This window comes from Peribacillus sp. FSL E2-0218 (assembly GCF_037992945.1).
GTDB classification, from domain to species: domain Bacteria; phylum Bacillota; class Bacilli; order Bacillales; family DSM-1321; genus Peribacillus; species Peribacillus simplex_B.
This window is the reverse complement of record NZ_CP150304.1, coordinates 4175668-4196972: the sequence shown is the minus strand read 5'-3', so window position 1 is coordinate 4196972 and position 21305 is coordinate 4175668. Positions and strand designations below refer to the sequence as shown.

Below are 21305 nucleotides of genomic sequence, written 5' to 3'. Positions count from 1 at the left end.
TAAATACCAGAATAATGAAACTACATCCGCTTACTATCATGTGTAACGCTGCTATATTCATATTTAATGTACTATAATATAAAAACCATTTTAATAAAAAGTACATAGGGGGTTGAGGGATGCTTGTATTGCTGTTTTCTAGTATCTTACTAGGTCTTTCGATTGCATTGCCGATTGGAACTATTTCAATTGAAATGATTAAACAAGGTTTGAAAAATGGTTTTATGCACGGCTGGAGTGTAGGTCTTGGAGGTATGACCATTGATGTAATCTTGATTATTTTATTGTTCGTTGGATTAGCACCAATTTTAACTATTCCATTCATTCAAGTGCCTTTGTGGATAATAGGTGCCATTGTCTTATTTCACATCGGATATGACAGCATCAAAAACGCCGATCACGAAATCACACTGGTAGGTGAAAAATCGGCAAAATCATTAAAATCTTCGTACAAAAATGGACTGCTTGTGGCCATATCTCCTGGGAACTTAGTTTTTTGGGTAAGTATTTTTGGAACAATCCTGTCAAACTCATTTGATTCGTCAAATATTTTTAATTTTTTCATTGTAAGTGTAGGTATTATCATAGGTATTCTCATACACGACATAGGGTTAATGGCGGTTGTTACAGGTGCTAGAAAATTCTTGAAACCAACATACATTAAACGTGCGTCCATCGTTGCTGGACTGGTTTTAATCGGATTCGGTTGTTATTTTTTATATAAATTTATTGATAGTATCCCAATGATAATGCAGAGAAGTTAGGAATGAAATCAATTTATCATTGACCAAACAACCAAAGCAGATAATTGGTGCTGATGTTGATATATTTAACGCTAATCTTTTAAAAGCATAAGTGTTTTTGTAGAACAAGGGAAGAAAACACCTCAAGTCAAGGTGATTCTCTTTCCCTTTTTCATTTAAAGTCCCTGTTGATTGTATCCTCCAAGATCATATAAAGAATGAAATGAGTAATATCAGCAGGATGGAGACAAGTAAGAATATATAACCGATTGGATTCCCGAAGTTTATGGCCCAGCCGACTCCGAACCGTTTTTCGACGAAAATGGAAGGATCATTTTTGTTCACATAAAAGATGCCTGCCTTCCAGTATTGGTCGTCGTCGACAAAGGTGGTATCCATCGTTTCCTCTTCTTCAGCCGTTACCTGAATGCGAGAGCCGCCTTGACCGACCTTGAAGGCATAGACGGCGGTCACGATTAGCATGATTGAAAGGAAGCCGAGTGGCACCGCTGCCATAAAAGCGGCATTCCCCATTCCGCCTTGAATGATCACCAGCTGTATGAAGCCAAACAGAATGGTGATCAGGACAGTCGTGAAAAACAAAAACCAGCTTGAATATTTACGGAATGCCAGTTGCTGGACTTGTGAAGATTTCTTTTTGGCAGAAGTCAGCTTGATGCCCGAACGTTTTGTCATCACATTTATTCCGAACATCATACCCTGGATGACCAATAGAATAAGCAAAAGGGAGATGGCGGAAAAGGACGTTTTTTGACTGAACGCGTCCGGTTGGCCGTCTATATCCCAATGAGTGGGAATCATGGCGGGCAACTGACTGTATTGGCTTGCTGTATAAACGAGCAGTCCCGCTGTAATGAGCGCGGGAAGGGCAAACATATAGGACGGAAGCATTTCATCTTTGGCATGGCTTGCGAGATCAGCTATCCGAACCGGTTTTAATCCTGCACCCCACTTATGGGTGCGTTTCAATTTCGTTGTTTTTGCATGGAAATATAGATACATGATCATACATAAAAAAAGAATGCCGAACTGGATGGCCAAACCGGCAAAAACGACTTGATCCTCGGAAAGTGTCCGGTTTTTTGCCCAGAGGAAATAGACAATCAAGGCAAGGAAACCGGTAATAAGTATCGTTGCTGAATAAAAGCGTTTATACGAAGAAATCGCTCGTTCCTTCATATGTTGTTCGGGAATGGTAACGCCAAATACAATCGACCCCTTCAATAAGAACGGAATGGCGGATTGCAGCAAAATGATGAAAGCCAGTGTAATAAGAAAAATCGATAATGACATAGGTCTTATTCCTCCTTCATATCTGAAAGTATGGATGAAGCGAGTTGCTGAATGTCCTCGGCATTCATACCCAGCACGATTGCCTCGGCAATAATCGGCTTCAGTTCCTCGACGATCCTCAGACGATGTTCTTGGGAAATGCCATCTCGAATGGATGGATTAATTACGGCTCCGGACTTCGGTACGATGCGGATGATTCCTTTTCTTTCTAGCTCATGGTAAGACTTATTGACTGTGTGCATATTAACCCCAAGGTCAGACGCCAACGATCTGACGGAAGGCAATACATCGCCCCCTTTTAATTGATCGCGTGCGATTAGTTCAATCAGTTGATTGGAAAGCTGCGTATAAATGGGAATATCCGATGAGGTTTCGATTTGGATAAGCATAAGTACCTCCTGACTGTTCTAATTGAAGTATAACACGTTGTTCTATATATTGTATAACAAATCTTTGGCTGGTTTCTGCGGGCTTATTTTCACTTGGGTGGATGATATAAGTGTGTTAGCTACCTTTTATTTATGCACCGGTCTAGTCAAGTTTATTGCGAAATAATGGGTTAATTATCCAAAATATTTGTTGTATTATGGTAGAATTTAAGAAACTAACTTTTTTAAGGGGCTTATCGTGCAAAAGACATTTCTTTTTGTTTCTTATTTGTTATTCCTCGTTCCTCTACTATTCATTGTGAATTTTCTGTTTGATATTGTTACACTCGAAAAAGTGCAAGGGTTGCCTATATTTTTTCCATTGGTAATTGGTCCTATTGGTCTCTTCTTCGCTTTAAAAGCACATTATATTCATAAAGATGTTATGACGTTTGTTTCTATTTTTGTAAATGCATGCTTATTCCTATTTCCCTTTATATATATGATTTTAGGGACAATGATATTTGGTGTTTGAATGATAGATTAGATTCTTTTCTAAAGTTTAAAGCCAGAATACATATCATAAGTCAGAGAGAGGAATCAATTATGAGAAATAAGATGTATAAAGCAGAATATATTCCAATATTGGTAGGGTGCTTGGTAGGGATATTGCTTATGATAGGTATATCCAGTAGACTTTTTCCGATGAAAGAAGTAGTCTTTTTTTTTCTAATGTTATCTTTTCTTTTTGGTTTAAGTTTCGATATCAAAACAGGTGCGTTCAAGAAGAAAGAAACTAAATTCCCGTTTAAATATTTTGTTTGGATTTGTCTATTTTCTTTAGTAAACATTAGCTAAAGCCTATGCTGTAATGAAATCATTTACTTGCAAAAATCTCTTCACATGCAGTCACGACATGTGTTACGAGAGTAAAAGAAATAAAGGCTGGGTATACGTATGTATATAGTACAAGATCATTTCTGGAGAGTGCAGTAAGTTTAATGAAATCCCTTTAGGGCTAAACTTATTATAAGGAAATTACATTTGGATGCAGGCTAATAGTAAAGGAGATGGAATCATTGTCAAACGTTAAAGTAGCAGTGATATTTTACAGTATGGGCGGAACCAATTTCCAATTAGCAAAATGGGCTCAAGAAGGAGCAAAAGAAGCAGGAGCTGAAGTGAAAGTATTAAAAGTACAAGAATTGGCTCCTCAATCGGCTATCGAAGGAAATGAAGCATGGAAAGCAACCGTCGAAGCAACAAAAGACGTACCGGTCGCGTCATCGGCTGACATTGAATGGGCAGATGCCATTATCTTCAGTGTCCCAACGCGCTTTGGGAATGTGGCATCACAAATGAAACAGTTCCTCGATACCCAAGGGGGACTGTGGGCAAGCGGCAAGACAGTGAATAAAGTCGTAAGTGCCATGACTTCGGCGCAAAACCCACATGGCGGTCAAGAAGCTACCTTGTTATCGTTATACACCTCCATGATGCACTGGGGTGCTATCATTGCTCCTCCCGGTTATACGGACCCAGTCCTATTTGGTGCAGGAGGAAACCCATATGGAACAAGCGTAACGGTCGGACAAGATGGCAAAATGATCGAAGATGTTTCAGGTGCCGTAAAACATCAAGCTAAACGTACAGTGACAGTAGCGGAATGGGTCAAAAAAGGAAATCAATGAATGCAATATAAAAAAGTCAATCGCTGATGAACTAAACCCCGGATGACGGACACGCTTAAAAGTGTCCCTTATCCGGGGTTTTTTTGTAAGAAATACATGGGATAATAAAGAAAAGTGAATCGGCGGTTAAAATGAAAAATACTATCAGGGGTTGAATGGTAATCCGCTACGAAGGGAGGTTGCTTAGGCAGATTTTTCTTTTGGAACTATTCGGGAGGTTAGAAGAATATAGGCATGATTCAATCTAAATCTTACCAAAAACAAGAATATAAGTCTATTTCTTTTTTGATAAATATGGAAAAATTATGATAGTGTCAATGAAAAAAATCTGTTTATCATAAAAGAAAAGAGGCGATTTTTGTTCATGAAACAAAACATTTATGATCACCCGAAATTCTTCGAGAGCTACCGGAACCTGCGTGAGTCGGAATTGAATTACAATGATTTACTAGAGCAGCCTACCTTAAGAGATATGCTGCCTGAATTAAAGAATAAAAAGGTGTTGGATGTAGGATGTGGTATGGGGGACTTCGCAAAATATTGTGTGAATGAACAGGCTCGAGAGGTTTTAGCAATAGACATTTCAAAGAATATGATAAACGTTGCTCAACAAAGAAACGCTCATGAACGTATTAGCTATGTACATATATCATTAGAAGATCTTCAGATAAGACAGCAGGATTTTGATGTTGCAGTTAGTTCGCTAGCTTTACATTATATAAGGGATTATGATGCTGTCATAAAAAAAATGAACGGTTGTTTGAAAAAAATGGGGGTCTTTCTTTTCTCCATTGAGCATCCGATTGCAACAGCTAGACGAAATATGGATAATTGGATCATTGACAAAGAAAACAATAGATCACATTATGCAGTTGATCATTACCAGGAAGAAGGTGAAAGGCAACAACATTGGTATATAGACGGTGTTGTTAAATATCACCGTACTTTTTCAACACTAATAAATGAACTAATCCTTAATGGCTTTCAGATTGAACAAGTAATCGAGCCTATTCCCGCTGATGAAGCAGCGGATAGTTTACCAAAAATCACGAATGAGTTGAGAAGACCATCTTTTATGATCATAAGGGCAAAGAAAGCTTGGTAATATCGGAGGTTGCTGCGGCAGCCTTTTTCTTATGGAACAAAAGGGCATTTTTTGGGTAAAGAAGGAAATCGCGAATGGTCGGGCGAAGTAGTTAGGATAAAAAAATTTAGGATGATTAAATTGAATGAGATTGTAAAAATTAAAGCCCTAAAATTCCCTGATATTCTCCACTATGAATGGGAAGTTATAGATGATAATGAGTTTGAATCAAACAGTATTACCTACCAATATCCCACAGAGTTAAAGATTGCGGCAGTAAAGGCATTGGCAAGGTTAAAAGAAGAAGTTGCCAAGAATAGATTCCCTTTTAATGCAAGCATCATTTCTCATATAAAAAGATAATTCAGGATAGCTAAAAATAATGAAATATCTCACAAAACTTCTAAGCAAAATCAATGGTTAGTCTGGAGGATTTATATGTCATTCGAACAATGTCATAGGATTGCTTCTTTGATGTCAGGATTCAATAAAATGTGGTTCTTTGCAGGTGGTTGGGCAATTGATTTAAGTATCGGCAGAGAAACAAGACAACATCAAGATATAGAGATTGCACTATTTCGGAAGGATCAGTTATATCTGAAGGAGTATCTGAAAGAATGGGATTTTAAGAAGGTTGTTAAAGGTACATTCCATAGTTGGAATAATGAGTTTTTAGAGTTACCTATTCACGAAATACACGCTTTACATAAATCAAATGGAGATAGATTAGAAGTGCTTTTAAATGAAGCAACGGATTCTGAGTGGAAATTCAGAAGGGAGTTAACGATTTCCCATCCGCTTATGTCGGTTTGGAGTTATTCTGATACAGGCATTCCTTATCTAAATCCAGAAATTGTCCTTTTATATAAGGTGAAAAACACCAGAGAAAAAGACCATCAAGACTTTATCGCGATAGTAGATAAACTAGATGATCAGCGGAGAAAATGGCTTCGGGGTGCCATACAATTGCACGAACCGGAACATAAATGGCTTCAATACTTAACATGATATTTCAATGAATGAACAGTGCTAACCTTGATTACCTGGAGCTGATCGGCAGCTCCTTTTTTTGCGGCTAACGGGACAGGTTAGTTGCATTACGATGAATGTTAAAGGGGGGATCATGTGAGTGACAAATTATTAAAGAACCGTCAGTTCCTTATCTTATGGATAGGTAATGCCATCTCTGAATTAGGCGGTGCTTTCGGTGCTTTTTGTAACTCCATTCTTCTATATCAACTGACGAATTCGCCGATGGCATTGGGGAGTATGTGGCTTTTGTATTTCTTGCCATCCCTTATCCTGCAATTGTTCATTGGTCCGTTTATTGATAAATGGAGCCGTAAGTGGTTAATGATCGTTTCTCAATGGACCAGGGGGGTGATTTTCTTGATTCCACTTGTTTCCTTGGCAGTTGGAAATCTCGAATCTTGGCATATTTTCGTCGTCCAAATAATAGCAGGCTTAATAACCCCCATTTATACACCTGCTAATCAAGCCATTACACCTACTATCATTCCTAAAGACCAATTAAGTGCGGCCAATGCTTATAAAGATGGCACCGTTAGGCTGATGACATTCTCTGCACCATTTTTGGGCGGAGTCGTTATAGAGCATACAGGCATAATACCGGCCCTGATTTTTGTTTGTGGACTGCTTATCATGAGTGGAACTCTTTTGTTTTTCATCCAGGAGGTAAGGACGGTTCAACATGTACGAAAGTCTTGGCTGGAACAATTTATGGAAGGAATATCTTATTTCTTTAAACAACCAGTTATTGTTTGGTTAGGAATCTTTTTGGCCTTCGTTCAATTTGGAGTGGGGGTCACAATGGTTGTAAACCTTCCTTATATCACAAATGAATTATCGGGCAGTTATGCAGAGTACGGATATTTTATGGCAAGCTTCCCATTAGGCTATGTAATGGGTACGATCTTCGCCGGGAAAATCAATAATAAAAGGCGCAGAGTTTTAATGCTGGGAGCATTAGTTATAGGGGGCTTAACATTCATTTCATTAGGTTTTACCCATAGTATCGCCTTTGCGTTAATCACCGAGGTAATTGCCGGAATAGCCATGGCTTTTTTTGGTGTTCATAACATAACCATTTTTCAGCAAGCTGTGCCAAATGAATTAATGGGTAAAGTATCCGCTGTCCGGCTTTTCATTATCAGAGGTGTTATGCCATTAGGCGTGCTCACCGGTAGTTTTTTGAGTGAAGTTTGGGGAATACGGCCACTATACTTTTTAATCGGGTCCATGATTTGTACCGTATCTTTACTAGGGGTGATACTTCCTTACTTTAAGATCATCGATCATTCTTTCATAGGTGAAAACATTCCGTGTTCTCGAAAAGATCATAAGGATATGCACTAATGCGATTTGCTGAAAATTCCCTGGAGAACAAACTAACATCGTATGTATCGGAAAGACCTTTCAACTAACGCGGCGATGTTGGCAGCGTCCTTTGTGTCCATCTTTCAATCGGATTATGAGCCATAAATTAATTTCCTGAATAACCATCTATACTAAAAGCCAAGATAATAACATTAGAAATTGGTAAGACAAATGAGGGTCCTATATGAACCAAGCTACTGTTAATGTTAAGTATAAGGTATCGCCATTTTATGTGTTTTTTTTAATGCATGGCATGCAAACTGGATTAGGGGCGTTGAGCTTTCAAAGGGAATTGGCGAAGTTCACAGGAACGGATGGATGGATCTCCATATTGCTGGCGGGATTGATCATTCACCTAATAATTTGGCTCATATATAAGATTTTCAAAATGGTTCCAGGTGATATCATTAACGCCAACCATCATGTATTCGGCAAATGGGTTGGCAGTTTCTTCAGCCTGTTGTTCATTTTGTACTTTTTTATATTGGGGATGACGATCATCGTCGGATATATACGTGTCATACATGTTTGGATGTTCGATGATGTCCCTGCCTGGGCAATGGCTGCGGTGTTCCTCATCCTGATTTATTATGTAATTTCCGGGGGATTCCGAACCGTTACAGGAATTACTTTTATAACAGTAATCGTTTCATATTGGCTTTTGTTTTTCCCTTTTTATGGTATTAGGTATTCGGATTTCACGGGAGTGCTTCCTATATTCAATCATACCTTTCTGGACATTCTGAAAGGAACCAAAAGTATCTCCTTAACGATGCTTGGTTTTGAAATGCTGCTGATGTATTATCCGTTCATAAAAAAAGCAGAAACATCACAAAAGTTTGCCCATGGAGGAGCATTAACCACTACTTTGCTGGCTTTAACCGTCTATTTCGTTTCAATCGCCTTTTATCCACTCAAGCTGCTTACCCTTACCCTATGGCCAACCTTAACCCTGACCAGCATTATTGAATTGCCCTTCATTCAGCGGTTCGAGTACATAACCATTTCTTGGTGGGCCATCATTATCATCCCCAATATGGTCATTCCCTTGTGGGCTGCCAGCAGGGGGATCAAGCGCTTATTCAATGTCCAGCAAAAATATCCCTTATGGATCATGTCCATCATCATCGTCCTGGTCAACATCCTTTATTATGATATCGATTTATTGTATATACTAAACAAAATAATTAATCCTTACAGCGTCGGCTTCATTGTTTTATATATACCGCTCCTATTTGTTTTATTAAAAACAAAGAAATTATTAAAGCGCTCTTAAACGTAATGGAACAAATTCTTTTAGCTGCCTTGTTGGCAGCTTTTCTTTATGGCCGTTTTCGCAACCTTTTGCAGTGGTGGTTGGTTCGGAAGATGAAGTCCGAACGGTGGTTCAACAAGTAGGAAACAATGGGTAATATATGATGTGGTTTATTCATACCCTGTTTAAAATGCTTTTTTTATTAAGGAGGACGGATGAATAAATTCCAGCCATTGATGTGGATTATGTTTACGACGATGATTGTCATATTAGTAGTGCCTTCCATTTTGGTAGTTTCCTTTTCAAATCATGCAAAAAAGAACCTGGATGCATCAACAAAGCAGGATGTGAGTGAATCGACGTACACGAAAGAAAATTCGTCTGAGCCATCCACCGACGTTTCGGTTTATAGGACAAAAACGAAAGTGATTGAGCATATTCCTTTGGAAGAATACGTGGTAGGTGTCGTTGCTTCAGAAATGCCAGTTACTTTTGAAATGGAAGCATTAAAGGCTCAATCATTAGCTGCTAGAACTTTTTTAGTTCAACAGATGATTTCCGATTCGAAAATTAATTTACCGGACGGTACGGATATCACCGATAATATTCAATACCACCAAGTCTTTAAAAACAAGAAAGAGCTAGCTAATGAATGGGGAAAGGATTATCAATCAAATATCTCTAAAGTTCAAAAAGCGGTCGATGCCACAAAAGGTCAAATTATAACCTTTGATGAGAAACCAATCGATGCATCTTTCTTTTCGACCAGCAATGGATATACGGAGAATTCCGAGGATTACTGGGGGAATGAAACCCCATATCTAAAAAGCGTTGAAAGTCCCTGGGACATCAAATCTCCAAAGTTCCAATACCAAACGGCAATTCAAGTATCCAAATTTGAAGAGCTGCTGGGAATTAAATTGAATAATGATGTCAATATCGGTAAGGTTATTTCAAAATCAACTGGGAATCGCATAAAGCTTATCGAAATTAATGACAAGAGATATAGTGGGAAAACCATCAGGGATAAGCTGAAACTCCAATCATCCGATTTCACGATTAAAAGAGAGGGCAGTGAGGTTATTATTTACACAAAAGGTAATGGCCACGGTGTAGGCATGAGCCAATATGGGGCAAACGGATTGGCTCAAGAGGGGAAGAGTTATAAAGATATCGTTCATTATTATTATCAGGATATAACCATTTCTTCAGTTGAACCCTTTATGAATAAAATGTATGTGAAAAAGTGAAATATCCCTCCATTATTCCCTGTAAAAACTTAAAGGTTAGGGCTGTGACGAGCAGCTCTTTTTGTTATAGAATAAAAGGCAGAATGATTGAGGCAGTACGTTAGTAAATCATGAAAGATAAAGAGGATATAAAAGTGGCAAGAGGGAAAAGAAAAGCAAAGAAAGGTTTTTTCAAGGGCATAATGGATGAAATTCTCGATTCAATCTTAGCTGAATTGGTTTTTACTATCTTGACTTTCATTCCAAAAATGATCATCCGTTTAGTAAAGCGTGTAATTGATTGAATCGGAGGCATTTCCAATAAGAATGGCTAATGGTAAAATAAGTTAGAGGTGATGATGTTGACTAGTATTGAACGTTATATATCTGACTTTATGATTTCCTTGCTTTTTCTGGTTTTTGGTATGGTTTTTTTGAATATCTACACCAATGCCCTGCCTTCCATTATACTTTTTGGTTACTTTTTTCTGCATTATCTCATCAGGGGCCTTTATCGCTTATTTAAAGATAAGAAACAGGGCAGTTTAAACTCATGAAATATACAAAACAGGGTCTGATTTTTTCACGGTTGTGTCCACTCCATAATAAGCAGGAGCTGCGGGTGCGGCCCTTTTTCTTATGTCCTGAAAATCATTAGGTTAAATGGCGGGATCAAAAAAATGGGGCATTGCCCAACATGTATCTCCTTCCAATACAAGAGCATCCACATAAGCGGATGCCCGACTTGGTCATCATTTTTGATTTTCATGGTATATTCTAGCCGAGAGCATAATTTCCTCATGTATATCCTTGAACCATTCAAAAGGCGAGTAGTTTGCGATTGCGCATTTTGGTAAAGAACCTACTTCAGTTTTGCTGATGCTCAATTGGGTGATAGTATCAGCGGTAATGACAGGTCCTTTATCAATAATCCTGTTATCCTTGTATGTCTTTACAAGGAACTCGAATGCATGATAGGCTTCATCTTCGGTTTCATAATCAAAAGAACGATGTTCCCCATTTTCCATGATTTCTAAAACATATAACGTTCTATTCTTAACCTCCACTTACTCACCTCCTTTTTTAAGAATATATATTCAATAAAAGGGGAAAATTTCCTTTAAAATAAAAAGCACCCATTGAATGGATGCTTTTCATTACATGATTCTTGAATCATTAGAGGTCCGAGAGGTTGATGGAGAGTATCGATTCCATATAATATCCTTTTTGGATGACGGCTTTAATGGCAAAGTGGCCATTTATCCGCTTCCGCACCCTGTAGAGGAGGGAGGCGATTTCTTCAGCTGATACAATTTGCTCAGGATCACCATTTCTTTCGGGCCAAACATGCTGGACGATCATTTCCTTTGAAATGAGATTGTCCAAGTTCTCATGAAGCAGCTTAAAGCAAATGAATTCCTTCGTGGGCATTTTAATGGGTGCTTCTTCATTGATGGTTACGGTCTGAAGATGTTCATTGATGGTCACGGTTCGGTGCATATCTGGATTCACCGGAGTGAAATCACGTGTTAAATCGTTGTCGATCGATATCATGAATTCAATCAATCCATTAATCAAAGCAATGGCATCACCCGGTTCAATGGCGCAGGGCTGACCAGGGACCAATCGCATCTGGTTCACGGATGTCCCGTGCTTGCTCGCCAAATCCTCGATGAAAAGCTTTCCTTCCAACAGATAAATACGGCAATGTTCCCTGGAAACGAAGTCATTATAAAGCTTGAAATCAGCTTTCGAGTGCTGGGTTGCACGTCCAATCAACAAGCTTTTCCCTTCATATACATAGGCGAATTCCTCGGTTTGACCTTTATGCAAGGTTCTCAGGACTACCTTGAAAGTTTTATTGAACATTTCCTTCATATCCCCTTAAAAGTCTGAATATTCACTATATTTTCATGGACTTATCATTTTAGCTACATGGCTATTTAGTGGTTGCAATCCTATAATTATAAATTATCAGACGCATACATCCTAACGAAAAATGAAAAAAATCAGAATTAGGCACGAAGACACACCCAGTAAATAAACGTTGTTGAAGCGGGAAAGCATCATTCGCTGCAAGCCAAACGGAAAAATGAAACAGCGAAGTGTTTAATTCAGGTACCCCATCGCAAATGCGGCCGGGAGGATGGTACTGCGTTCAAAACGCATTCAAAAGGAGTTGACCAAAGATGAGTATGTGGAGAGATAGAATCAATGCCTACAGTATCCTGCTGATGATCATTAGCATGATGGTTTACATCATTTATCCCCAGCCCCTTACCCTCGGTCTGTACTGCACATTTGGCATTGCCTTCATCACCCTGGCTATCCTGAATTGAGTCTAGCAGGGGATGTGAGAAGGACGTTGAAATTAATACCGGAAGTGACGCCGGTTAAAAATAATAAGTTTAGGCCTACCGGATTAGCGGTGGGTTTTTTTATGATAAAATGTACCTAAAATAAACCTTAAATGGTAGATTATTAAAGGGTAGGGGGTATTCGTTATGAAAAAAATACTGGTAGTGATCGGTACTTTCTTACTGCTTGGATTAATCATGAATCTTTATACAGGAACAAAGAAAATGGCTACCGACGGAATAGAAGTGAATACAACCTATTTACAAGACTCAAAGGTTTTGGTAGCTGCTATGAGTATCACTGGCAATATTCGTGAAGAGAAAACGCTTGATATACAAACTTTTTTAAAAGAAAACAATACCCTTTCAATAAAGGATGAGCAAACTGATGGTGAAATGGAATGTATAGTAAGAGATTCAAAGGGGGAAAAGGTATTCTCTGAAGTGATGAAGGGAGATGCCATTCGTTCATTTAAATCATTGTCCGGAGAAGGAAGCATCAAACTGGTCTTAAATAGTGGGAAACAACATGCAATGGTCATTATAAATGGGGATGGGCCTGATTTTGAATAGCTGATATCATTGCGTACCAGCATTAAAGCATATGTTCCATTTGCAGAAATAAGGGGATTCATGAACGAGCATAGGGTCGTCACCCATACTTAAAATGAGCCATTTCCATATGGAAACGGTATAATAAATTGGCAGAAGCAGACATTAAAAATGACTGCATTCTTTGGTTTTAAGTATGGTATATAGCTGAAATGATGAGCGAACGAGCATTCATACAAAACGACAAAACGAGAAAAGGAGAAGCCATGACTAAGAGTAATGAAACAGGATGGAATTTAGACAATAGTTATGCCCGTCTTCCGGAAAAGTTTTTCACGAGCACGAAGCCGACTCCTGTAAGCTCACCTGAGTTGGTCATCCTCAATGAACCGTTGGCAGCATCGCTTAATCTGGACGTTGAGGCATTGAAGGGTGAAGCTGGTGTGGCGGTGTTTGCCGGAAACGAGACACCTGAAGGCGGATCGCCTCTTGCTCAAGCGTATGCGGGGCATCAATTCGGTCATTTCAACATGTTAGGGGACGGCCGGGCCATCCTGCTAGGCGAGCAGATCCTTCCTCAAGGCGGAAGGGTCGATATCCAGCTCAAGGGTCCGGGAAGAACGCCGTATTCGCGCGGGGGCGATGGGCGTGCGGCACTGGGGCCGATGCTGCGGGAGTATATCATCAGCGAGGCGATGCATGCACTTGGCATTCCGACGACCCGAAGTCTGGCAGTGGTTACGACCGGCGAGTCGATCATCCGGGAAACAAGGCTGCCTGGAGCGATCATGACCCGTGTCGCTGCGAGTCATCTGCGCGTCGGCACCTTTCAGTTCGCGGCGAAATGGGGCACGATTGACGAGCTCAGGACGCTTGCCGATTATGCGATAAAGCGGCATTATCCCGATGTAGAAGCAGGGGAGAACCGGTATCTTTCACTGTTCGAGGAAGTGATCGAACGTCAGGCAAGGCTTATTGCCCAATGGCAGCTGGTTGGCTTCATTCATGGGGTGATGAACACCGACAACATGACGATTAGCGGAGAAACGATCGATTATGGTCCATGTGCCTTCATGGACGCTTATGATCCGGCAACGGTTTTCAGCTCCATTGACACCCAAGGCCGTTATGCCTATGGCAATCAACCGGTAATTGGCGGCTGGAATCTTGCGCGGTTCGCAGAATCCCTGTTGCCGTTGCTGCATGAAGACCTGGACTCGGCAGTCGAGCTGGCACAGGAGAAGATTTCGGCTTTTAAAGAGCTGCATCACGCCCACTGGCTGGCGGGGATGCGAGCGAAATTGGGGCTGTATAATGAAGAAACACAGGATGAAGCGTTAATCAACGGCCTCCTCAGCATGATGAAGAAACATGGCGCCGATTATACGAACACATTCCGCGCCCTAACGTTTGATAAATTGGAGGATACGGTCCTTTTTGGGGCACCGGAATACGTTCAATGGCATGAGCTCTGGCAGGCCAGACTGGGCAGGCAGCAGGAATCGAAAGCCTCAGCGAGCCAGCTGATGCAAAGCAGCAACCCGGCGGTGATCCCGCGTAACCACCGGGTCGAAGAGGCACTCTCAGCTGCCGTGGAAAAAGGAGACTACAGCGTGATGCAGCGGCTGTTGGATGTTCTCTCAAACCCTTACGAGCACTCCGCCAAGCAAGCCGAATACACCACATTGCCTGTTTCATCAACGCCCTATCGGACTTTTTGCGGGACTTGAGATCAGGTGAAAAAAAGACGGTATCCCGAGGTTTCGGGATACCGTCTTTTCATATGGCTGCGTATCATTTAGGTCCTTGTTTATTCGAGCTGAGCTGCTGAATCTGTTCATCGAGGACAGAGCTTGCTTTACCCAAAAACGTGGTGATGAGCTCCAGCTCTTCCGGCGTGTAGCTGGAAACGAGCTTAACCATTTCATTATGAAGCGGTAGATACGTGTTGTACACTTCTTCTTTATCTTCATATTCGGGTACGATGATCACCCTGCGCCGGTCATTGGGATCATTTTGTCTGCGGACGTATCCGAATTTTTCAAGCCGATCGACCAATGCCGTTATGCTGCCAGTGGTGAGGCCGGTTTTTTTGGCAAGTTCTCCGGCAGTGATCGGACCGGTTTCGCGCAGGATATCAACGGAGATGAAATCATGATTATACAGTCCAAGCGAGGTGGCGACATTTTGCTGATATAAAATCGTTCGGGTCCCTAGACCCCGCATGGCCGAGACGAAATATTGCTGTGAATCTGTCGTTGGGACTTGATGTGGGTTTGACAAAAGTGAATCCTCCTTTTAATATAAATATATATCTTGATGACAAAGATGTTTAATTGTCGAGATAATGAATGTTCGTTTATTCTTTATGCATTCATTCTAACGAAACATTTCACATGTTGTAAAGGAAGCATCCTAAATCAAAAGCAGAAAGCGAGGGAACGATATTGAAAATCAATCATCTGAATTTAACGGTAACGGATGTCCCTGCAACGCGAAACTTTTTGGAAACGTATTTTGGTTTAACCTGTATCGGAAGCAAAGGATCGGGTTTTGCGGCCATGTTCGATGACGATGGATTCCTGCTGAACTTAATGAAGGGCAAGGATGCACATTATCCAAAAACATTCCATATAGGTTTCCCCCAGAAAAACAAGCAGCAGGTGGATGAGGTAAATCGAAGACTGTCAGCGGATGGATACGAGGCGGGGCTGCCGAAACATGAACATGCCTACACCTTTTATGTTTCTGCACCAGGCGGATTCCTCGTCGAAGTTTACTGCCAAATAGCTAAGGAAGAAGCAACAGGACCATCCACAGTCGGCAGTTTGGAACGTCCTACAAGTTAGCCAGAAGGCCGTTGAAAGCTGTTCATGCATGAAGCCAATAATGAGCTTCCCCGATTCGAAGTGGCCGTGTATCCACATCAATCGGGGAAGCTTGTCTTTTTTTAGAAAGCAAAATACCCTGAATGAGTAGGAAGCCCAATCGAGATTAAAGCGACCAAATCAAGAGCCAGCTGCTGAATTCGTGAGTAAAAGTGTCGAATTCGCGAATAAAGTACCGAAATTCGCGAGTAAAAGGGCTAAATTCGCGAATAAAGTGCCAAAACTCGCGGATAAACCGAGGAAACTCAAGGTTAAAGCGACCAAATTAAGAGCCAATCACTGATTTGGCTAGAAAACAGAAAATTCTTCTAAATATTTTTAAGTATTATCCATACAATTCCAGTGAATTATTGCATAATGAAATTATTGAATTTGCTGTCGATATACTTATAGGATGACTTAAAGAAAAATTAATGAAGAAGGATGGTTCACTTTTTATGAAGAGAAATATAATTATCAAGATGATTCTCGTGATGATACTATCGCTTTCGATTGGTTTGGGCAGTAGTACGGTACAAGCTGCAGGTACTGATTCAATAAGTGATGGGACTTATACAGCTGGGGAGGGAATATCCGCTGGCTTAACTGAATTCAGTATTACAAGAGGGACCGCAATCATTACTATTACGAGGGATACGAACGAAATAATTAATGAAACGCTCAGTGATGATGGATACATGCCTACACGATTTACGGTACGCTTGAAAGCTGGAGACAAAATAGAAAGCAATCTATATGATGGTGCTTCCACTATGGACGTCCGGCAAATCCCGAAAGTAGACTTGAGAAACATATCCGCTGGTTATTATGAGATAGGCACCGATATTCCTGCAGGCACGTATGCATTGGATATTGACCGCCCTTCGGATGACTATGATGTGGCGTATATAAATATTTTGGATGACCGATATAACCGAAAAGATTCTCTTAACCTCTTCAACGAAGAAGATCCTTATGAGTATAGGGCTTCGGAGGGAGAAAAAATCTACATTTCTTCATTGGTCGGTACGATGAGTTTTAAAGAAAAGATCCTAGTTCCGAAAAGTATCACGTTGAGTAAGCCTAGTCTGTCCCTGTTAGTGAGCCAAACCGCACAATTAAAGGCTACGGTGTATCCGAACAGTGCCATTAATAAAAGTGTTAGTTGGACTGTCGGTGATCCCCGAATTGCGACAGTAGATGTGAAAGGAAATGTAAAAGCACTTAAAGCTGGCAGGACAACAATCACAGCTACTGCCGATGGTGATGCATCCATTAAAAAAAGCATCGAAGTTACAGTGACGAATATTGTTCCTACTAGTTTGAAATTAAGTAAATCAGCGTTAAACATCTCAAATAACCAAACGATTAAAGTAACTGCGACAGTAGCTCCAGGCAATGCAGCGAATAAAACGATTTTATGGAAAAGCTCGAATTCCAGAGTCGCTAAAGTCGATTCAAAAGGCAATATAAAAGGATTGGAAAATGGATCGGCGACCATAACGGCGACTGCCAAAGAGAACACGAAGGTCATGAAAACCGTTGCCGTAAAGGTTTCCACAAAAACGGTGAAGGTGAATAAATCAAGCTTGTCTATCATGGCAGGCAAGACAGGAACCCTGACTGCGTCCGTGTCACCCTCTGATAGCACGGACAAAACGGTGAAGTGGAAATCCGCTAATACCAAAATCGCCACCGTTGATAGCAAAGGGAAGGTCACCGGCAAACTAAAAGGGACGACCACCGTCACGGCAAGCGTTAAAGGGGCAAAGGATGCTAAGGTGAAGGTCACCATTACAGCCCCGGTCATGGCAAAATCAATTAAAGTGAACAAGACTTCCGCCACTTTGTTAAAAGGTAAAACATTGGCCTTATCCGCAACTGTTAGTCCTAGCAATACAACGAATAAAACGGTGAAGTGGAAATCGTCCCATACAAAAATAGCGAAGGTCGATAGTAAAGGGAAAGTGACCGCTGTGGGAGTTGGAACGGCCAAAATTACGGCGACTACTGTAAATGGAAAATCAAGCGTCACCACGATTTATGTACCTTATAGTAAAAGTTTAAGTGCAGGAAAATGGAAGGCAGGCAAAAATTTGCCGGCAGGACGTTATAAAATCACGACAAAATCGGGCAGCGGCAATTTATTTATCGCGGATAATAGCTACGATCGCTATGTAAATGAAATCCTATCAAATGAAGATGATGGTTATAGTGTAACGGCTGTTACAACGGATATTAAATCGGGGGACAGTATTGAAATAGCTGGACTGGACAGTGTACAGTTCACCAAAGTATCCCATGTTAAATCGAATACCCTGCATGCTGGATACTGGACAGTAGGCAAAGATATAGCAGCGGGAAGATATAAAATAACGACACCAAGTTCAGCAGGAAATTTATTCATTTACAGGGGAGACCATTTACTTGTAAATGAAATCCTCTCCAATGAACGTGATGATTACATGGTAACAAGTGTAACGACCACGCTGAAAAATGGAGATCGCATTAATATTTCTAGCTTGAATAAGGTGGATTTCACCAAAAAATAGCATTCCAGCAGAGGAAAAAAGCTGTCGACATCATGTCGGCAGCTTTTTTTTAATCTTTGCGAAGCTCCCATTTATTCCGGATGAAGCTATAGATCATGCATGCGACGATGATCGTGAAGGATGTTAAACCGCTGAACCATATGCTTTGAAATTCACTTGCATAAGGCTGGATGATGTAGGAGGCAGCGATGGCCAAGACCGCACTTATCGGAATGTAATTGGCGACTTTCCCTTTGCTGAACACAATCACCAGGATGGGGGCGAGCAAGGCCGAATAGATATTCCCGGAATAAAATAAAAGCTCCAATAGGTTTGGGGAATATAAGAGTGTAGCCATGAATATCAATACGCCGATACTGATTGATAGAAGGTAGGCCATCCTTATTTTTTGCTGGTCAGTCGTTCTGTCCTGGAAGGGATCGATCATATTGGCGACAATCAGGCTGACCAAGGCATGCAGGCAGGCTCCGAATGTTGACGTGATTGCACTGAAGGCACAAAGCACGAACAGGATGAAAAAAAATGGCGTCGTGATCTTGTTTGCCAGCCCCTCTAAAATGGAGTGGATATCAGTGAAGCCGCCAGTGAAGATCACCATGATGAACAGTGATGAAAATGAGAGCGGGAATATGAGCCATATCAGGCCGGACAAGGAAAAGGTTAAGGGAACCTTTTTCAGTTCGATCATGAACAAACGCTGCCATGATGTCAGATCAAAGAAAAATTGGCCGAATCCGACGAGCAGTCCGGCAAAAATGAAACTCCATAAATCATATTTATTGATCACGAGCATATAGGGATGATACAGGCGGATTCCATCATAAACGGGCTGGATGCCTTCTTTGACGAAAAAATATAAAGGAATCAAGATGACGGCGGCAAACATGAAAACGACTTGAAAGGCGGCGAAACGATGAATGAGCTTCAACCCGCCGAAGCCTGCAAAAAGAACACAAAAAACGAAAAAGAAAAATAAACCGACATACAGCGGTGTATCGAAAAGGAATTGACAGAGGGTGGAGGCGGCCATTCCCTGAATGAATAAAATGTGTAAGCTGGTTATGACCAGGATGACCAGCAAGATCCAATATCCCAGTGGATGCAGCCTCGTTTTTAAATAGTCGCCCATGGTCAATCCCACCGGAAAATCCTGCCGAACCCGCTTGCCGATGAAGCTGAACATGAACAGGGCGATCGCCCCCATTATCGCGTAGCCGATTCCACCGAACACGCCATACTTCACCATGGATTCAGGAGAGGATAAGATGGTGGTTCCCGTCACCCAGCGTGCCAGGAGGGAGATGATTCCTAAGCCCATTCCGATTTGGATCGGGCCTTGTACGTATTCTTGAAATGTCCGTGATCGCAATGGTCATTTTCCTTTCTCGCGGAACTCCTTCGGTGTAATTCCCTCTATTTTACGGAATAACGTGCTGAAATAATGCTGACTGTTGAAACCGGAGTGTTCAGCTACATCCGAGATGCTCCAGTTCGTGTTAGTGGTTAACGCCCTTTTAGCGGCTTCGATTCGATAGTGCATTAAATATTCGGAAAAGGAGGTGCCGACCTCTTCATGGAATTTCCTGCTCAAATAAGTCGGGTTCGTATGTACTTCACGGGCGATGTCCGAAAGCGAGATTTTATCCGCATAATTTTCATGAATGAATGATAGCGAATGATGGATCAGGCTTGAATAGTTTTGGGTTACCCCGCTTTCTTGATACTTGGATAGCACTTTATGCAATTCACTTTCAATCACCGGTTTCGTTAAGTAATCAACAACCCCGATCCTGATGGATTGCTGGGCATAGTCGAAGCTTTGATGGGCGGTTACCATGATGATTTCCACATCTTTATTGAGTGCCCGCAGATCTTCACCGAATTCAAGGCCCGATCGCCCTGGAAGGTTAATGTCCAGGAAAGCGAGGTTGATTTTGTGATTCTGGTTGAGGGTAAGGGCTTGAACAGCATCAGCGGCTTTATGGAACTTCCAAAAAGGGAATATCGATTGGATCATATATTCCATTTGTTCAAGGACCAGTGGTTCGTCATCAACTAATAATACATTCATTCCGGTGCCTCCTTCTATTTCGTATCAAAAACAAGTGGCCAGGACACCTCCACCTTTGTGCCCGATTCATCAGAAGCTATCGTTAAATGTGCACGAGTGCTGAAATACAAGTGTAGGCGTTTTTGGATATTGTCCAGGCCATGTCCGCCATCCTCAGCAGCGGAAGTGGCGTTTCCGATGAACCCATTATCCTTCACGACGAGATACATCGTCTCCGATTCCAAATGGAATTGAATATGAAGAAGGGCTGCCCCGACCTTTTTTTCCAAGCCGTGCTTGAACGAATTCTCCACTAATGTTTGCAGGATGAAAGGGGGCACCAGTGCGATGGTTAAGTGGTCAGGGCACGACATGTCGATCTTAAGCCGATCTCCAAAGCGAATGCTTTGGATGTCGAGATAATGCTGCGTGTACTGAATTTCCTGGGCAAGGGGAATCAATGGCTCGGAAGCTTTGTATTTGAATTTCAGGAATTGCGAAAAAGCCTCCAGGGCTCGGATCAATTCGGCCTTCCTGTCCAGGCGGGCCAAGCCCAATATGACATTCAGGGTATTGAAGAGAAAGTGTGGCTGGATTTGCTGGTTCAGCTTGTTATATTGCGCTTCCTGCAGGGCTTGCTCCAGCCGGATCTCTTTGTTTTTATTTTCAAGCAGGTCGATTCTCTTTTCGAATATGAATAGAAATAAAAGAGCGATAGCCCCCATGATGGGAGCTAAAATGAAGAGCATGATAATTATGGTGAATCCCTCGTAACTTAGCATGGAGAACCTCTGCTGGTTATATTTTTGAATTATTTTGTCTATGAGTATCTTACTAAAGACTTCT

22 protein-coding genes are annotated in these 21305 nt (G+C 41.2%); 14 read left to right on the top strand and 8 right to left on the bottom strand.

Features of this window, described 5'->3' with window-relative positions; all coding sequences use genetic code 11:
• Positions 1 to 119 precede the first annotated feature (119 nt).
• A complete protein-coding gene (locus tag MHI53_RS20080) occupies positions 120 to 764 on the top strand; it encodes a LysE family transporter (protein ID WP_061140896.1) in 645 nt (214 codons plus the stop codon).
• A gap of 186 nt (positions 765 to 950) precedes the next feature.
• Here MHI53_RS20080 and MHI53_RS20075 read toward each other — a convergent pair whose 3' ends face one another.
• Positions 951 to 2057 carry a DUF5808 domain-containing protein gene (locus MHI53_RS20075; protein ID WP_340372072.1) on the bottom strand — a complete coding sequence of 369 codons (1107 nt, stop codon included), beginning with the start codon at positions 2055 to 2057 and terminating at the stop codon, positions 951 to 953.
• A gap of 5 nt (positions 2058 to 2062) precedes the next feature.
• Entirely contained in the window at positions 2063 to 2446 is a 384-nt protein-coding gene (locus MHI53_RS20070) for a GntR family transcriptional regulator (protein ID WP_061140894.1), read from the bottom strand.
• A gap of 1058 nt (positions 2447 to 3504) precedes the next feature.
• On the opposite strand from MHI53_RS20070, the gene wrbA reads away from it, so the two are divergent.
• The 8 genes from wrbA (at position 3505) to MHI53_RS20030 (ending at position 10386) form a co-directional block, all read left to right on the top strand.
• On the top strand, positions 3505 to 4116 hold the full coding sequence (wrbA, locus tag MHI53_RS20065) for an NAD(P)H:quinone oxidoreductase (RefSeq protein ID WP_061140891.1): 612 nt from the start codon (positions 3505 to 3507) through the stop codon (positions 4114 to 4116).
• Positions 4117 to 4480: 364 nt separating this feature from the next.
• The gene (locus MHI53_RS20060; RefSeq protein ID WP_061141063.1) at positions 4481 to 5221 is read left to right on the top strand and encodes a class I SAM-dependent methyltransferase; all 741 of its coding nucleotides are present in this window, start codon (positions 4481 to 4483) and stop codon (positions 5219 to 5221) included.
• Between the two features lie 51 nt (positions 5222 to 5272).
• Entirely contained in the window at positions 5273 to 5563 is a 291-nt protein-coding gene (locus MHI53_RS20055) for a hypothetical protein (protein WP_340372071.1), read from the top strand.
• Between the two features lie 75 nt (positions 5564 to 5638).
• A complete protein-coding gene (locus MHI53_RS20050) occupies positions 5639 to 6208 on the top strand; it encodes a hypothetical protein (protein ID WP_340372070.1) in 570 nt (189 codons plus the stop codon).
• 117 nt (positions 6209 to 6325) lie between these two features.
• Complete coding sequence (locus MHI53_RS20045) at positions 6326 to 7576, top strand: MFS transporter (RefSeq protein ID WP_340372069.1); 1251 nt, start codon at positions 6326 to 6328, stop codon at positions 7574 to 7576.
• 205 nt (positions 7577 to 7781) lie between these two features.
• Positions 7782 to 8873: a GerAB/ArcD/ProY family transporter gene (locus tag MHI53_RS20040; RefSeq protein WP_061140887.1), complete on the top strand. Its 1092-nt coding sequence runs from the start codon at positions 7782 to 7784 to the stop codon at positions 8871 to 8873.
• A 194-nt stretch (positions 8874 to 9067) separates the two neighbouring features.
• Complete coding sequence (gene spoIID, locus MHI53_RS20035; protein WP_061140886.1) at positions 9068 to 10102, top strand: stage II sporulation protein D; 1035 nt, start codon at positions 9068 to 9070, stop codon at positions 10100 to 10102.
• 134 nt (positions 10103 to 10236) lie between these two features.
• Positions 10237 to 10386 (top strand): hypothetical protein, encoded by a 150-nt coding sequence (locus MHI53_RS20030; RefSeq protein ID WP_185113022.1) that lies wholly within the window; start codon positions 10237 to 10239, stop codon positions 10384 to 10386.
• A 447-nt stretch (positions 10387 to 10833) separates the two neighbouring features.
• Here the strand turns inward: MHI53_RS20030 and MHI53_RS20025 are convergent, their stop codons facing one another.
• Both MHI53_RS20025 and MHI53_RS20020 read right to left on the bottom strand, forming a co-directional pair.
• Positions 10834 to 11148: a hypothetical protein gene (locus MHI53_RS20025; RefSeq protein ID WP_061140885.1), complete on the bottom strand. Its 315-nt coding sequence runs from the start codon at positions 11146 to 11148 to the stop codon at positions 10834 to 10836.
• Positions 11149 to 11257: 109 nt separating this feature from the next.
• Positions 11258 to 11950 carry an FHA domain-containing protein gene (locus tag MHI53_RS20020; RefSeq protein ID WP_061140884.1) on the bottom strand — a complete coding sequence of 231 codons (693 nt, stop codon included), beginning with the start codon at positions 11948 to 11950 and terminating at the stop codon, positions 11258 to 11260.
• Between the two features lie 320 nt (positions 11951 to 12270).
• On the opposite strand from MHI53_RS20020, the gene MHI53_RS20015 reads away from it, so the two are divergent.
• From MHI53_RS20015 to MHI53_RS20005, 3 genes are all read left to right on the top strand, one after another.
• Entirely contained in the window at positions 12271 to 12420 is a 150-nt protein-coding gene (locus MHI53_RS20015; protein ID WP_155645373.1) for a hypothetical protein, read from the top strand.
• 165 nt (positions 12421 to 12585) lie between these two features.
• Positions 12586 to 13011, top strand: a complete 426-nt coding sequence (locus MHI53_RS20010; RefSeq protein ID WP_340372068.1) for a hypothetical protein — start codon at positions 12586 to 12588, stop codon at positions 13009 to 13011.
• 245 nt (positions 13012 to 13256) lie between these two features.
• On the top strand, positions 13257 to 14720 hold the full coding sequence (locus tag MHI53_RS20005) for a YdiU family protein (RefSeq protein WP_061140882.1): 1464 nt from the start codon (positions 13257 to 13259) through the stop codon (positions 14718 to 14720).
• A gap of 64 nt (positions 14721 to 14784) precedes the next feature.
• On the opposite strand, the gene MHI53_RS20000 is transcribed toward MHI53_RS20005, so the two are convergent.
• Positions 14785 to 15216 (bottom strand): MarR family transcriptional regulator, encoded by a 432-nt coding sequence (locus tag MHI53_RS20000; RefSeq protein WP_100532850.1) that lies wholly within the window; start codon positions 15214 to 15216, stop codon positions 14785 to 14787.
• Between the two features lie 221 nt (positions 15217 to 15437).
• On the opposite strand from MHI53_RS20000, the gene MHI53_RS19995 reads away from it, so the two are divergent.
• Together MHI53_RS19995 and MHI53_RS19990 are read left to right on the top strand one after the other, a co-directional pair.
• Positions 15438 to 15839, top strand: coding sequence for a VOC family protein (locus tag MHI53_RS19995; RefSeq protein ID WP_340372067.1), 402 nt, complete (start codon positions 15438 to 15440; stop codon positions 15837 to 15839).
• A gap of 476 nt (positions 15840 to 16315) precedes the next feature.
• Complete coding sequence (locus MHI53_RS19990; RefSeq protein ID WP_340372066.1) at positions 16316 to 18409, top strand: Ig-like domain-containing protein; 2094 nt, start codon at positions 16316 to 16318, stop codon at positions 18407 to 18409.
• A 49-nt stretch (positions 18410 to 18458) separates the two neighbouring features.
• Here MHI53_RS19990 and MHI53_RS19985 read toward each other — a convergent pair whose 3' ends face one another.
• Genes MHI53_RS19985 through MHI53_RS19975 form a run of 3 tightly spaced genes read right to left on the bottom strand, consistent with a single transcriptional unit; the run spans position 18459 to position 21241 of the window.
• Entirely contained in the window at positions 18459 to 19778 is a 1320-nt protein-coding gene (locus tag MHI53_RS19985; protein WP_100532841.1) for a transporter, read from the bottom strand.
• Positions 19779 to 19781: 3 nt separating this feature from the next.
• The gene (locus tag MHI53_RS19980) at positions 19782 to 20480 is read right to left on the bottom strand and encodes an AraC family transcriptional regulator (RefSeq protein WP_061140878.1); all 699 of its coding nucleotides are present in this window, start codon (positions 20478 to 20480) and stop codon (positions 19782 to 19784) included.
• Between the two features lie 14 nt (positions 20481 to 20494).
• Positions 20495 to 21241, bottom strand: a complete 747-nt coding sequence (locus tag MHI53_RS19975; protein ID WP_100532839.1) for a histidine kinase — start codon at positions 21239 to 21241, stop codon at positions 20495 to 20497.
• Positions 21242 to 21305 lie beyond the last annotated feature (64 nt).